Consider the following 12,810-nt stretch of genomic DNA (forward strand, 5'->3'; position numbering starts at 1 on the left):
ACGGCGTCCGCTCAGCGGCGGCGGACCTCGACCAGGAAGCAGCCGAACTCCACGGCGCGCACGTGGACCAGCGCCACGGCCGGGTCGGCGAACACGTCCCGCAGCATGCCGTCCACCTCGGCGGCCCGCTCCCTGGGCACCTCGACGAGCGTGCCGCCGAGGATGCGCCCGTCGGCGCCGTAGGCGCGCAACACCCGGCGCGCGCCGTGCAGTTCGGCCGGGTAGCCGGGGCCGGACGTCTGCCCCGCACACTCCTCGGCGTGCACGAAGACGGGCCCGACCTCGTCGTACGGGCCCGGCTCGGCACCCGTCGCGGCCGCCCAGCGGCGCAGCGGCGCGTACGCGACGAGGGCGATGCGCTCCCCGGCCTCGCTGTGCCGCAGGCAGCAGCGCAGCGGGGCGCCGCCCTCCGGGTCGGTGTACGGGCGCGGGACGAGCCCGCCGTCGTCGCGCTCGCGCAGCTGCTTCAGTACGACGGGGGCGATGGCGAGAGCCTCGTAGCCGATGTCCATGCGACCAGCATCGGGCGCGGCCCGCCCGTCCTCCGGCGGGATTCAGACGTCGAGCCGCCCGAACCGCCCCCGGTGGAACAACAGCGGCATGGCGTCGTCCCGGGCGTCCAGGGCCTCGACCCGGCCCACCACGACGAGGTGGTCTCCACCGGTGTGGACGGCCTGGACCGTGCAGTCGATCCACGCCGCCACTCCGTCCAGCAGCGGGGACCCGGTCACCGGGGCGGGACCGTGTCCGACGCCCGCGAACTTGTCGGCGCCGCTCACCGCGAAGCCCCGGCACAGCGCCCCCTGGTTCTCGGCGAGGACGTTGACGCAGAAGACCCCGGCGCGGGCGATGCGCGGCCAGGTCGTGGAGGTGCGCCCGACCATGAAGACGACGAGCGGCGGGTCGAGCGACAGCGAGGCGAAGGACTGGCACGCGAACCCGGCGGGCCCGTCCGCGTCGCGCGTCGTGACGACGGTGACGCCGCTCGCGAAGCTCCCGAGCACCCGCCGGAACTCACGTCCGTCGACGCCGGCCCGCTCGTCCTCCCCGACGGCCCGCAACCGCGGCCGCGGCGTCACCTCGTACGCCCCGGGCGAGGCGGTCGCGGCCCCGACGGACCGGAGGTAGCGGACGGCGGTGGCGGCCATGGCCGCGTGTCCCATCATGCTTCCATTGAACCTGACGAAGCGTCAGATAGGAACATCGGTGGCCTTGTCCAGGGGTGACCCGCCTCGGCTGGCTCGGTCGAGGGGCTCGAACGCCACACTGAGCCGTGCTCCCAGTGCCGCCGCGAGCCGTTCGAGCAAGGGCAGAGTCGGCATGGTGCCACCGGCCTCGAAGCGCGCCACAGCGGGCTGCTGAAGCCCGGCGGCCTGGGCGAGCTGGGCCTGAGTCATTCCGAGGGCCTCCCTGCGCTGCCGCACTTCGCGGCCCAGTTCGAAGCGGATACGAGCCGCCTCGTACGCTTCACGGGCCTCCGGATTCGCGACGACCTCGTCCCGCAGTTCGGCCCACGATCGCCGGTCGTTCATCCCGTCACTCCTCATCCGCCGTGTGCTCCTCCGCCACGCAGGCACGCATGGCGCGAAGTGCCCGCTCGACCTCGCCGGACTCCCGCATGCGCTGCTTGCGGAAGACCGTGAGCAGGATGATTCTGCGCCCCCGCGCGATCCAGTACGTGATGCGGATCGACTCGCTGTCGAGGTGGGAGCGCAGCTCTCTGAGCTTGCCGCTCAGCTGTCTGGTGCACCGTTCGCCCAGCAGGACGCCCTGCCGCGCGAGCAGGTCCACGTAGAACGCGGCCGTACCGCGATGCTGCTGGCTCAGTCCGAGGAACCACTTCTCCACCTCCGGCTCGAGCTCGACTTCTCCCCACGTCATAACAAGGACGTTATGAGCAGGCTAGCGCGGGCAGCAGGTGATCGCCTCCCGTTCACTCGATCGTGCCGGGCCCGTCCCTACCGGCCCTCGAACCCCGGCGTCCGCCGCTCCCTGAAGCTCGTCACGCCCTCCGCCGCGTCCCGCGTCGTCATGGTGATCTCCTGGGCCCACGCCTCCGCCGCGAACGACGTCGCCCGGTCCGAGTCCAGGGAGGCGTTCACCAGCTGCTTCGTCAGGGCCAGCGCCCGCGTCGGGCCCGAAGCCAGGCGGTTCGCCCAGGTGCGGGCCGTCTGCTGAAGGGCGTCCGCCGGGACCACCCGGTTCACCAGGCCGAGGCGTTCCGCGTCGTGCGCCGGGAGCGCGTCGCCGAAGAACATCAGCTCCTTCGTGCGCTGCGGGCCGATCAGGCGGGGGAGGAGGTAGGCCCCGCCGCCGTCGGGCACGAGCCCCCGCCGGACGAACACCTCGACGAAGCGCGCGCCCTGTGACGCCAGCACCAGGTCGCACGCGAACGCCAGATGCGCCCCGATACCGGCCGCCGTCCCGTTCACCGCCGCGATCACCGGCTTCTCGCAGTCCAGTACGGCCCCGATCAGCCGCTGCGCGCCCAGCCGGATCATCCGGGCCACGTCGCCCGGCAGCCGGTCGCCGGCCGTCGCGGCCGACGGGCCGCGCAGGTCCGCCCCCGCGCAGAAGCCCCGCCCCGTGGCCGTCAGCACCACGGCCCGTACGGCCGGATCCTCGGACGCCGAGGCCAGCAGGCCGATGATCCGCTCCCGCTGCTCCCAGGTCACCGCGTTCATCGCCTCGGGCCGGTTCAGCGTGATCCACGAGACGCCGTCGCCGCACGCGTGCAGCACGTCCGGCGTCACCGGCACACCGCCAGCGCGTCCAGCGCCACCGCGCCCTGGCCCCGCGGCAGGACCATCAGCGGATTGATGTCCAGCTCGGACAGCACCCCGCCCAGTTCGAGCGCCATCCGCTGCACCCGCAGCACCACCTCCACGAGCGCGTCCACATCCACCGGCGGCCCGCCGCGCACCCCCTCCAGCAGCGCACGGCCGCGCAGTTCGGCGAGCATCGCGCGCGCCTGGTCCTCGCCGAACGGAGGGACGCGTACGGCCACGTCGTTCAGCACCTCCACCAGCACGCCCCCCAGCCCCGCCGTCACCGTGGGCCCGAACACCTCGTCCTGGGTGACGCCGACGACCATCTCCACTCCCCGCTCGACCATCTGGCACACCAGCACCCCGTCGAGCCCGATGTCCTCGTAGCGGGCGACGTCGGTCAGCTCCCGGTACGCCTCGCGCACCTGGCTCGCCGAGGTGAGCCCGATCCTGACCAGGCCCAGCTCGGTCTTGTGCGCGAGGCGCGGCGCGGACGCCTTCATCACGACCGGGTACCCGACCAGACCCGCCGCCCGCACCGCCGCGGCCGCGCTCGTCACCAGCTGCTCGCGCGGCACCCGGATCCCGTACGCCCGCAGCAGCTGCTTGGCCGCGTGCTCGCTCAGCTGCTCGCCCGGCCGCATCAGCGCCTGCGCCTTGCGGAAGGACGGGGAGGGGGTGCGCGGTGCCGCGTCGAACGGCGAGACGTACCCGGCGGTGAAGCGGTGGTGCGCCAGGTGGGCCCGTACGGCCGTGATGCAGTTGGCGAACGTGCGGAACGTCGCCACGCGCGAGGACCCGAGCAGGGTCGACCGGTACGCCTCCTCCGTCCCGACCGGCGACCCCCACACCACGCACACCAGCTTGTCCGTGGTCTCCGCGGCGTCCACCAGGTCCTGCGCGAGCCGGTCGCTCATCGGCGGGAACGGGCCGGTGATCGGACAGATCAGCACCCCGATCGCGGGGTCGGCGAGGATCGCGTCGATGATCTTCCGGCCCCGTTCGTCACCGACGGGGTGGCCGCCGTTGTCGACCGGGTTCGCCACGTTCAGATACGGCGGTATCCACTGGTGCAGCTCGGCCTGCCGGGCCTCGGAGAGCCGCGGGATGCGCAGCCCCGCGGCCGTCGCCAGATCCGCGAAGTGCGCGCCCGTGCCTCCGGATATCGCGTACACGGCGACCCCGTCGGCGAGCGGGGTGCGGGCACGCGCCAGCAGGGCGGCGGTGTCCTGGAGTTCGTCGAGCCCGTCGACCCGGATCACTCCGTACTGGCGCATCGCCGCGTCCACCACCGCGTCCGTCCCGGTGAGCTTGCCGGTGTGCGAGGCGGCCGTGCGCGCGCCCGCCTCGGTGCGGCCCACCTTGACCGCGACGACCGGCACCTTGCGGCGCGCGGCGCGGTCGGCGGCGAGCAGGAAGGAACGCCCGTCCTTCAGCCCCTCCAGGTAGCACGCGATGGCCCCGACCTCCGGCTGCTCGGCGAAGTACGAGAGGAAGTCCGCGCTCTCCAGGTCCGCCTCGTTCCCGGTGGGCGCCCAGTGCGAGAGGCGTACGCCGAGTTCCTGGAGGGCGAACACGGGCCGGCCCTGGTGCCCGGACTGGGTGATCAGCGCGACGGTCGGTCCTTCGAGGTCGTCGCGGAAGCGCTCGAAGGCGTTGAGGTTGGTGTTGGGCCCGAGCAGCCGGACGCCGGCCCGCTCGGCGGCCCCGGCGAGCCGCGCCTGGGCGGCCGCGCCCTCGGGGCCCGTCTCGGCGTATCCGGACGCGAAGGCCACGGCGAACCGCACCTTGGCCTCGGCCAGCTCCTCGATCACCGGCAGCGGGTCGGAGACCAGGAGGACGGCCAGATCGACCGGCGCGGGCAGATCCCGTACGGTCCGCACGCAGGCGCGCCCGAAGACGGACGCGCGCGACGGGTGGACGGGGTGCAGCCGTGCCCCGACGCGCTCGGCCCACGCGACGAGCCGGCGGGTGATGCCGGCGTTCGGGCGGCCCTCGGTGTCGGACGCGCCGACGACGGCGACGGACGCGGGCCGGAAGAACCGGTCGAGGTCGGGCACGGGCGCGTACAACGGCCGTCCGCTGACGTCGGTTTCGCCTGGCGCCACGGTGACGGCGGCGGTTTCGTGGACGGCGTCCCCGGTCTGCTCACCGCAGGCGACGACGCGCGCGCGGAGGTCGGAGGTGAGGGTGCCGTGAGTTGATCCGAGCATCGCAGGTCCCCGCTCCCGCTCGACGGTGCGGGCCGACTGGCCCCATAACTGACGCGCAGTCAGGTTAGCGAACTGACGGAGCGTCAGGAACCGCTCGTGCGGAAAGAGTGCCGAGCCACCGCGCCGGCCCCGCCACGGCGTCGCAGCTGATGCGCGACGACGCGCGCGCCCGGCCGCGCGCCGGCCCCGCGATGCCGTGTTCAGGCCGTCGAACGGTCCGGGGCTCCGCGTGCAGGTCGCAGGCCAGTCCCCCACCGGCCCCGGCTGGTCAGGCCGTCGGCCTGGCGTGTGTGCGGGCCACCGCTCTCGCGATCCGTTCCGCGTCCTTCGCCAGCTCCCGCAGCATCCCGCTGATCGGGTTCGTGAAGCCCGTGAAGTACAGGCCGGGCGCCCCCGCCGGGCAGCGTCCGCCGCGCACCAGCGGGCGGCCGGCGGCGTCCAGTACGCCGAGATGGCCGACCAGGCCCTCCAGGCCGCGCCGGTAGCCCGTCGCCGCGATCACCGCGTCCGCGGTCAGCCGGGTGCCGTCCGCGAGGACCACCTTGCGGTCGTCGAACGACTCCACCGCCGCGACCACTTCGACCCGGCCCGAACGCACCGCGTCGGTCAGCCCCATGTCCAGGACCGGGGTCGCGCCGGCCCGCGCCCGCGCGTGCAGGCCGGTGTCCGGGCGCGGCAGACCGTGTTCCGCCAGGTCGGGCAGGGTCAGCCGGCACAGCAGCGCGGTCGCGGGGTCCGTCAGCAGCGCCGGCAGGCGGCGTACGAGGATGCCCGTGCGCTGGGCGGGCCAGCCGGCCACGGAGCGGGGCACGATGTGCGGGACCGTACGGATCGCGAGGCGGACGCGCGCCGCCCCGCCCGCCGCGAGGTCGACCGCGATCTCCGCGCCGGTGTTGCCCGCGCCCACGACCAGGATGTCCTTGCCCGCGTAGGGCGCGGCGTCGCGGTACCGCGAGGCGTGGACCAGCTCGTCCCCGTACCCCTCCAGGCCCGGCCAGGCGGGCAGGTGCGGGGTGTGGTTGTGGCCGGTGGCCACCACGACCGCGCGGCCGGTCAGTTCACGGCCGCCGCTCGCCCGCAGCAGCCAGCCCGCGTCCGCCCGCTCGATGCGGGACGCCTCGACCCCCGTGACGATCTCCAGCTCGTGGTGCTCTGCGTAATTCTCCAGGTAGCGGATGACGTCGTCGCGCGCGACCCAGCGCCCGAACGAGCGCGGCATCGCAAGGCCCGGCAGTCCGGACAGGGCGCGGGTGGTGTGCAGGCGCAGCCGGTCGTAGTGGCCGCGCCAGGAGGCGCCGACGGAACCGGACCGCTCCAGCACCACGGCCCGTACGCCGCGCTTGCGCAGCGCGGCCGCGGCGGCGAGTCCGCCCGGGCCCCCGCCGACGACGTAGACGGGCCGGTCGTCCGTGCGGTCGATGCCCTTGATCCTGCCCATTTCGACGGCCATGAACGGTGAGCGTAAAACTTCCGTTTTATTGATGGGTCTCGGTCAAGACCTTGTTCGGTTGCGAATGGGTCACGCCTGTGGAGGTCTTGCGCCCAGCAGTCCGATCCGCTCAACTGACGTATCGTCAGATTCCACTGGGGGAGAGTGACCGGCCATGAGGACCGTCTGGCTCACCGGCGCCGAATGGGCCGCCGTCCTGCGCATCGGTCTCGGCCTGTGGTGGCTGGAGAGCTGGCGTCACAAGGACCGGAAGGGCTGGTTCGAGCGCGGCACCGGCATCGCCTGGGCCGCCGGCGTCGCGCGGGAGCACCGCTGGCAGGCCGTGCGCACCGGCTTCGAGAAGGTGGTCGCCCCGCGCCCCAGGCTGATGGCGTACATCGTCGTGTACGCCGAACTCGCCCTCGGCCTGGGTCTGGTGACGGGCCTGCTCACCCCGGTCGCCCTCGTCGGCGGGCTGCTCCTCAACCTGCTCTATCTCGTGCTGATGATCCACGACTGGGCGGAACAGGGGCAGAACGCCATGATGGCGCTCGTCTCCGTCGTCGCCCTGTTCGCCATGTCCTGGCAGACCTGGTCCCTCGACCGCGCGATCGGACTCCTCCCGTGACCGCCACCCCCGAAGCCGACGACTTCACCCGCCCCTTCTGGGACGCGGCCGCGGCCGGGGCCCTGCTGATCCGCCGCTGCGACGACTGCGGCAGGGCGCACCACTACCCGCGCGAGTTCTGCCCGCACTGCTGGAGCGAGAACGTCGCCTGGGAGCGGGCGAGCGGGCGGGCCGTGCTCCACACCTGGTCCGTCGTCCACCGCAACGACCTGCCGCCGTTCGGCGACCGCGTCCCGTACACGGCCGCCGTCGTGGAACTCGCCGAAGGGCCGCGGATGATGACCGAGGTCGTCGCGTGCGCGGCGGCGGACCTCGCCGTCGGAATGCGGCTGGTCGTGGCGTTCCGCACGGGGGAGGACGACGGTGTCACGGTCCCGGTCTTCCGGCCGGCGTGAGGGTCAAGGCCAGAGCAGCTCCCGCTCCCAGCCGTCCTCGGTGCGCCGGTAGCGCAGCCGTACGTGCCTGCGCCGGGCGTCCCCCTGGAAGAACTCGACCTCGCGCGGCCGGAGCACGTACAGCGTCCAGGTCGGCACAGGCGCGTCCGGCTCCGCCTCGGCCCGCTCCCACGCGGCCTCCGACGCCCGCGCGAGCTCGGCCCGCGAGGACAGCACCTCACTCTGGCGCCCGGTGAGCGCGGCGGCGAGCGCTCCCGTCGAGCGGGCGTGCAGATCGGCCTGCCCCTCCGTCGCCGTGCCCGTGGTGACCGTGCCGCGCACCCTCACCTGGCGGCCCTGCGTGGCCCAGTAGAAGCCGAGCGCGGCCTCCGGAAGGGCGGCGAGCTGCCGGCCCTTGGCACTCGTGGAGTGCGAGGCGAAGTGCCAGCCGCGCGCGTCGGCGTCGTGCAGCATCAGCGTCCGCAGATCGGGGCGGCCCTCGTCGTCCACGGTCGCGAGCGTCATCGTGTGCGGTTCGCGCTGCCCGGCCGCGGCGGCCTCGGCGAACCAGTGGTGGAACAGTTCCAGCGGTGTGTCCGGTGCCGCGTCCGGGCCGAAGGAGGGCAGGGACGGCACGTCCCACACACGCTGGGCGTGCAGGAGGGCCCGGAACGTCTCCTGGCGGGCGGTCTGGTCGTCGCTCATGGGGGTCATTCAACGCCCCCACGGCGCGGGCCGTGTCCACGGGTCCGGCGACCCGCGCCGCGGGGGTCGGGGGGCATCTCACCCCCGCCCCAGCACCACCGTCCCCGACGCGCAGAACCAGCCCCCGGTCCCCGACGCCACCGCCAGCCGGGGCACCGTGCCTCCCGCGCCGCGGACCTGGTGCGCCCCTGCCTCGCCGCGCAGCTGGCGCACCGCCTCCACCAGAAGGAACAGGCCCCGCATTCCGGGGTGGCACGCCGACAGCCCGCCGCCGTCCGTGTTCACCGGAAGCCCCCCGTCCCGCAGCAGCCGGCCCTTCTCCACGAACGCGCCGCCCTCGCCCTTCGCGCAGAAGCCCAGGTCCTCCAGCGTCACCAGCGTCATGTACGTGAAGGCGTCGTAGATCTCGGCGATGTCGATCTCGTCGGGCCGCACCCCGGCCCGTTCGAAGGCGAGCCGGCCGCTCACCGCCGCCGGCGAGACGGTGAAGTCGTCCCACTCCGACATCGTGGTGTGCGAGACGTGCTCACCGGTGCCGAGGATCCACACCGGCTCCTTCGCCGTGTCCGGCACGTACTCCTCCGCGGCCAGCAGCACCGCGCAGCCTCCGTCGCTGCGGATGCAGCAGTGCAGCTTGGTGAACGGGTCCGCGATCACCGGTCCGCCCAGCACGTCGTCCACGGTGATCGGGTCGCGGAACATGGCGTCCGGGTTCGCGCCGGCGTTCGCACGGGCCTGGACGGCGACCTCGGCGAGCTGCTCCAGGGTCGTGCCGTACCGGTGCATGTGGCGGCGCGCGGCCATCGCGTACTTGGCGACCAGCGTGTGCCCGTACGGCACCTCGAACTGCAGCGGGCCGCGGGCACCGAAGGAGAGATTGGAGGTCCGGCGGCCCGCCCTGATGTCCGCACGGGCGGTCGATCCGTAGACGAGGAGGACCGCGTTCGCGTGCCCCGCGGCGATCGCATCCGCCGCGTGCGCGGCCATGACCTCCCAGGTCGCGCCGCCGACCGCCGTGGAGTCCACCCAGGTCGGGCGCAGGCCCAGGTATTCCGCGACGTCGATCGGAGCCAGCGTGCCGAGGCCGGCCGAGCACAGGCCGTCGACGACGGACCGGTCGAGGCCGGAGTCGGTGAGCGCGCGCCGCGCGGCCTGGGCGTGGAGGGTGTAGGGGGTGGGGCCGTCGACGCGTCCGCAGTCCGAGAGGGCTACGCCCACGACGGCGGCCTTGCGCGGTGGGGAAGGCATGTTTCTGACGGTACATCAGAACATGCTCTGGGCATCCGATGGTGTCGGCCCTAACATGACAATCCGTCAGGTCGGGTTCGCGGGAGGAGCTCCGGATGGACGCCGATGCCCTCGACTTCACCGCTTTCACCGCCTTCACCGCCGAGCAGGACGGGATCCGCCGCACCCTGCGCGATCTGCTGGCCGAGCGGTCCACCCCCGAGGACGTCCGGTCCGCCGTGCGCACGGCTGCCGGCTACGACACCGAGCTGTGGGGGCGGCTCGCCGGCCGCCTCGGCCTGCCCGGCCTCGCGCTGCCCGCCACGTACGGGGGCGCGGGCCGCACCCTCACCGAGCTCGCCCTCGCCTGCGAGGAGACGGGCCGGGTGCTGCTGCCGACCCCTCTGCCCGCCACCGTGGGGATCGCGGCGCCGCTGATCGACGCGCTCGGCACCCCCGGCCAGTGTCAGCGGCTGCTGCCGCTCATCGCCGACGGCTCGCTGACCTGCACCCTCGCCGTCCCCGGCGGCGCCCTCGCCACCGCGCTCGCCCTGACGTGCGGTGCGTCGGTCCGGGGTGAGTGGGCCGGGGGAGGGCGCGCGGGAGGCATCCAGGCGCGGCCCGTGGGCGACGGGCGCTGGCTGCTCTACGGGGAGGCCGCCCAGGTCCTCGACGGCCGCAGCGCCGGCCTGCTGCTGGTCGCCGCGCACACGGGGGGCTTCGCCCGGAGCCGTGCGCTCCTGTTCCTGGTGCGCCCGGAGGCGGCCGGTGTGACCCGGATCCGGCAGGCCGCGCTCGACGGTACCCGGCCGCAGGCGCGTGTCGAACTGAGGGAGGCGGAGGGCGAGTTGCTCGGCGCCGACGACGCGGCAGCGGTGGCGGACGCGCTCGCGGCGGCCGGAACGCAGGTCGCGGTGATGCTGGCGGCCGAGGCGGCGGGTGCCGCAGCGAGCGCGCTGGAGCGGACCGTCGGGTACGTCACGATGCGCGAGCGGTCCGGGCGGGCGATCGGTTCGTTCCAGGCGGCCAAGCACCGGCTGGCCGACGCGTACGTGCACGTCCAGGCAGCCCGCTCGGCGGCGTACTGCGCTGCCCGGGACCGGGCGGCGGGCCCGCTCGCGCTCGCGCAGTGCCTCCAGTCGCTGCGCGCGGTCGCGGCCGAGGCCGCGCAGCTGCACGGCGGCATCGGCTTCACGTGGGAGCGCGAGGCGCATCTGTACGTCAAGCGGGCGGCGGCCGACGAGCTGCTCTTCGGGCCGGTCCACCTGCTGCGCGAGGCCGCGGCCGAACGCGCGGGTCTCTTCGCGCCGTGCCCGGCCGGCGGGTGAGCGGGGAGCGGGGGCAGAACGCGCGACGGCGGTCACCTCGTGGGTGACCGCCGTCGGCGTGACAGGACTTCGGGTGGTGCTGGGGCGACGCTACTTCGTCGGCTTCTTGCCGGTGATGCCCAGATGCACCAACAGCGCCAGGTTCGGCTTCAGTTCGGCCTGCTTCACGCCCCAGGTGGTGAAGCCCTTCTGGTGCGAGGCCACCGCGGCGAGCATCGCCACGAGTGATCCGGCCATGGCCGCGGGGCTCACGTCCTTGTCGACCTTGCCCTTGGACTGGAGCTCCTGCACCGCTTCGGTAAGGGAATTGGTGACGGAGTTCAGGATCTTCATGCGGATCTTGTAGAACCGCTTGTCGCCCTCCGCCGCGCCGAGGTCGACCACGCGCAGGATCGCGTCGTTGCGGCGCCAGAAGTCGAGGAAACCCTCGACCAGTTCCTCCGAGGACTGCCAGCCGGCCTTGCCGACCCAGGAGCGCCCGGAGACCAGATCGGTCAACGATGCGCCTTCCTTGGCCATTTCCTCGGCGATCTCGAGGACGGCGCCCTCCACGTCCGGGAAGTACTGATAGAACGTCGCGGGCGAAGTGCCCGCTTTCCGGGCCACGTCGATGACCTTGACGTCCCGGTACGGCGAGGAGCTGAGCATCTCGCTGAGGCAGTCGAGCAGCTTCTGCCGCGTCGCCTGGCCGCGTCGCCCGGCCACTCGGCCGTCGACGGTGCGTACTTGTCCTGTCATGCCGTCAGCTTACCGAGGGGTGATCGGCGCGCGATTCGGCCGACTGCAAATGGGGTGCGGGCGCGCGACGGCAATAGTGTTATCAACAGCCTGTGGACAACTTTGGTGGACAACTCACCGAGACGGGTCGTCGCGGACCGTGACGCCTGACCGTCACGTCCCCCTTTGAGGTCTTTGTTCGATTTTCCTTCCGCGCGCCCCAGGTGCTGCGACGTTAGCTTGATGTGACGGGCACCACACGGAAGGGACCGGTCCATGGCCGTATTCACAGAGGGCACGCCGTGCTGGGTGGACGCGTCCCTTCCCGACGTCGAGGCGGGCAAGCGCTTCTACGGGGAGCTCTTCGGATGGACCTTCACCGAGGGCGGCGGGGATCCGCTCCCCGGCGGCGGCACGCGCGGCCGGTACGCCGACGCCTACAGCGGCGGCCGTCTCGTCGCCGCCCTCACCCCCAAGCGCGACGGCCGCATGCCCACCGTATGGAACGTGTACCTGGCCACCCCCGACGCCGCCGGGCTCGCGCGCCGCATCGCCGCGGGCGGCGGCCAGGTGATCAACGACCCGCTGCCCGTGGGCCGGGCGGGCACGGCCGCCGTCGTGGCGGACCCCGGCGGCGCGGTCTTCGGGCTGTGGCAGGCGGGGGAGCGCACGGGCTTCGAGAAGCACGGCGAGCCCGGCTCGTTCTGCTGGACCGAGGTGTACACGCGGGACAAGGAGCGTGTCGACGCCTTCTACGAGGGGGTCCTCGGCTTCCAGGGCACCGACCTGCCCGCCATCACGTCCGAGGACTTCCGCATGTGGTCGCCCGCGGGCACGGAACCGGGCGAGAGCACGGCCGTCGGCGGACGCAGTGTGATCGACGACTCCCTGCCGGCGGAGATGCCCGGCCACTTCCTCGTCTACTTCCGCGTCGAGGACTGCGACGCGGCGGCGGAGACGGTCGTCCGGCTCGGCGGCCGGGTGCGGACGGCGCCGTCCGACATCCCGTACGGCCGCATCGCGGTCCTCACGGACGACCAGGGCGCGACGTTCGCGATCCTGGCGGAGCCCGCGCCCCCGGAGCCCGTCCTCCCGGAAGGCCCCCTGGCCCACCGGGCCCCGGAACCGACCACGTCGCCGGGCCCCCGCCTGGACCCCGAACTCCACCCGGACACGGAGTGGGACCGCGTGCGGGGCGCGGAACCCGAGCACCGAGAGCGGGGTCCCGCCCGCGAGCCGGAGTCCGCCGACGAGCCGGGTCCCGCCCGCAGGCCGGGTCGCGCCCTCAGGCGGGGGGCCGGTCCTGAGCGGGGCCCCCAGCCTGAGCCGGCGGCCGGACCCGAGCCGGATGCAGAGCCACGGCCGGGCGGCCCCACCGGCGGGTGAGTGCGGTGAATCCCTGCCGGCGGCGGGTGGAGGCA

General features: G+C 73.7%; 13 protein-coding genes and 1 pseudogene. 4 read left to right on the top strand and 10 right to left on the bottom strand.

All coding sequences use genetic code 11. The annotated features are described in order from the left end of the window. Positions 1 to 11 precede the first annotated feature (11 nt). The 7 genes from ACWD0A_RS09715 to ACWD0A_RS09745 form a co-directional block, all read right to left on the bottom strand. Complete coding sequence (locus ACWD0A_RS09715; RefSeq protein ID WP_451296292.1) at positions 12 to 512, bottom strand: DUF1203 domain-containing protein; 501 nt, start codon at positions 510 to 512, stop codon at positions 12 to 14. A gap of 42 nt (positions 513 to 554) precedes the next feature. Then, positions 555 to 1,148 (bottom strand): flavin reductase family protein, encoded by a 594-nt coding sequence (locus ACWD0A_RS09720; RefSeq protein ID WP_451296398.1) that lies wholly within the window; start codon positions 1,146 to 1,148, stop codon positions 555 to 557. 42 nt (positions 1,149 to 1,190) lie between these two features. Beyond that, positions 1,191 to 1,532 carry a helix-turn-helix domain-containing protein gene (locus ACWD0A_RS09725; RefSeq protein ID WP_451296294.1) on the bottom strand — a complete coding sequence of 114 codons (342 nt, stop codon included), beginning with the start codon at positions 1,530 to 1,532 and terminating at the stop codon, positions 1,191 to 1,193. Positions 1,533 to 1,536: 4 nt separating this feature from the next. Next, positions 1,537 to 1,881, bottom strand: coding sequence for a type II toxin-antitoxin system RelE/ParE family toxin (locus ACWD0A_RS09730; protein WP_451296296.1), 345 nt, complete (start codon positions 1,879 to 1,881; stop codon positions 1,537 to 1,539). Between the two features lie 77 nt (positions 1,882 to 1,958). Next, positions 1,959 to 2,759 carry an enoyl-CoA hydratase/isomerase family protein gene (locus ACWD0A_RS09735; RefSeq protein WP_451296298.1) on the bottom strand — a complete coding sequence of 267 codons (801 nt, stop codon included), beginning with the start codon at positions 2,757 to 2,759 and terminating at the stop codon, positions 1,959 to 1,961. Then, positions 2,750 to 4,981: an acetate--CoA ligase family protein gene (locus ACWD0A_RS09740; RefSeq protein ID WP_451296300.1), complete on the bottom strand. Its 2,232-nt coding sequence runs from the start codon at positions 4,979 to 4,981 to the stop codon at positions 2,750 to 2,752. Before ACWD0A_RS09740 ends, ACWD0A_RS09735 begins: the two co-directional genes overlap by 10 nt. A gap of 268 nt (positions 4,982 to 5,249) precedes the next feature. Further along, the gene (locus ACWD0A_RS09745) at positions 5,250 to 6,431 is read right to left on the bottom strand and encodes a flavin-containing monooxygenase (RefSeq protein ID WP_451296302.1); all 1,182 of its coding nucleotides are present in this window, start codon (positions 6,429 to 6,431) and stop codon (positions 5,250 to 5,252) included. A gap of 154 nt (positions 6,432 to 6,585) precedes the next feature. Between ACWD0A_RS09745 and ACWD0A_RS09750 the strand changes: the two genes are divergently transcribed. Continuing rightward, the gene (locus ACWD0A_RS09750) at positions 6,586 to 7,038 is read left to right on the top strand and encodes a DoxX family membrane protein (RefSeq protein ID WP_451296304.1); all 453 of its coding nucleotides are present in this window, start codon (positions 6,586 to 6,588) and stop codon (positions 7,036 to 7,038) included. Continuing rightward, on the top strand, positions 7,035 to 7,433 hold the full coding sequence (locus ACWD0A_RS09755; protein ID WP_451296306.1) for a Zn-ribbon domain-containing OB-fold protein: 399 nt from the start codon (positions 7,035 to 7,037) through the stop codon (positions 7,431 to 7,433). The genes ACWD0A_RS09750 and ACWD0A_RS09755 overlap by 4 nt, the downstream gene beginning before the upstream one ends. Before the next feature lie 3 nt (positions 7,434 to 7,436). On the opposite strand, the gene ACWD0A_RS09760 is transcribed toward ACWD0A_RS09755, so the two are convergent. Together ACWD0A_RS09760 and ACWD0A_RS09765 are read right to left on the bottom strand one after the other, a co-directional pair. Further along, complete coding sequence (locus ACWD0A_RS09760) at positions 7,437 to 8,117, bottom strand: pyridoxine/pyridoxamine 5'-phosphate oxidase (protein WP_451296308.1); 681 nt, start codon at positions 8,115 to 8,117, stop codon at positions 7,437 to 7,439. Positions 8,118 to 8,195: 78 nt separating this feature from the next. Beyond that, complete coding sequence (locus tag ACWD0A_RS09765) at positions 8,196 to 9,365, bottom strand: thiolase C-terminal domain-containing protein (RefSeq protein ID WP_451296310.1); 1,170 nt, start codon at positions 9,363 to 9,365, stop codon at positions 8,196 to 8,198. Positions 9,366 to 9,460: 95 nt separating this feature from the next. On the opposite strand from ACWD0A_RS09765, the gene ACWD0A_RS09770 reads away from it, so the two are divergent. After that, positions 9,461 to 10,672 (top strand): acyl-CoA dehydrogenase family protein, encoded by a 1,212-nt coding sequence (locus ACWD0A_RS09770; RefSeq protein ID WP_451296312.1) that lies wholly within the window; start codon positions 9,461 to 9,463, stop codon positions 10,670 to 10,672. Positions 10,673 to 10,762: 90 nt separating this feature from the next. Here the strand turns inward: ACWD0A_RS09770 and ACWD0A_RS09775 are convergent, their stop codons facing one another. Further along, positions 10,763 to 11,410, bottom strand: a complete 648-nt coding sequence (locus ACWD0A_RS09775) for a TetR family transcriptional regulator (RefSeq protein ID WP_307714933.1) — start codon at positions 11,408 to 11,410, stop codon at positions 10,763 to 10,765. Between the two features lie 255 nt (positions 11,411 to 11,665). Between ACWD0A_RS09775 and ACWD0A_RS09780 the strand changes: the two are divergent. Next, a pseudogene (locus ACWD0A_RS09780) lies at positions 11,666 to 12,475 on the top strand (VOC family protein); the annotation flags it as partial. Positions 12,476 to 12,810 lie beyond the last annotated feature (335 nt).

This window comes from Streptomyces sp. NPDC002867, from assembly GCF_053591895.1.

Excerpts from the sequence above, each read along its gene's own strand:
- ACWD0A_RS09715 (WP_451296292.1), bottom strand. The coding sequence starts at position 512 with ATGGACATCGGCTACGAGGCTCTCGCCATCGCCCCCGTCGTACTGAAG.
- ACWD0A_RS09720 (WP_451296398.1), bottom strand. The coding sequence starts at position 1,148 with ATGGCCGCCACCGCCGTCCGCTACCTCCGGTCCGTCGGGGCCGCGACC.
- ACWD0A_RS09725 (WP_451296294.1), bottom strand. The coding sequence starts at position 1,532 with ATGAACGACCGGCGATCGTGGGCCGAACTGCGGGACGAGGTCGTCGCG.
- ACWD0A_RS09730 (WP_451296296.1), bottom strand. The coding sequence starts at position 1,881 with ATGACGTGGGGAGAAGTCGAGCTCGAGCCGGAGGTGGAGAAGTGGTTC.
- ACWD0A_RS09740 (WP_451296300.1), bottom strand. The coding sequence starts at position 4,981 with ATGCTCGGATCAACTCACGGCACCCTCACCTCCGACCTCCGCGCGCGC.
- ACWD0A_RS09745 (WP_451296302.1), bottom strand. The coding sequence starts at position 6,431 with ATGGCCGTCGAAATGGGCAGGATCAAGGGCATCGACCGCACGGACGAC.
- ACWD0A_RS09750 (WP_451296304.1), top strand. The coding sequence starts at position 6,586 with ATGAGGACCGTCTGGCTCACCGGCGCCGAATGGGCCGCCGTCCTGCGC.
- ACWD0A_RS09760 (WP_451296308.1), bottom strand. The coding sequence starts at position 8,117 with ATGAGCGACGACCAGACCGCCCGCCAGGAGACGTTCCGGGCCCTCCTG.
- ACWD0A_RS09765 (WP_451296310.1), bottom strand. The coding sequence starts at position 9,365 with ATGCCTTCCCCACCGCGCAAGGCCGCCGTCGTGGGCGTAGCCCTCTCG.
- ACWD0A_RS09770 (WP_451296312.1), top strand. The coding sequence starts at position 9,461 with ATGGACGCCGATGCCCTCGACTTCACCGCTTTCACCGCCTTCACCGCC.
- ACWD0A_RS09775 (WP_307714933.1), bottom strand. The coding sequence starts at position 11,410 with ATGACAGGACAAGTACGCACCGTCGACGGCCGAGTGGCCGGGCGACGC.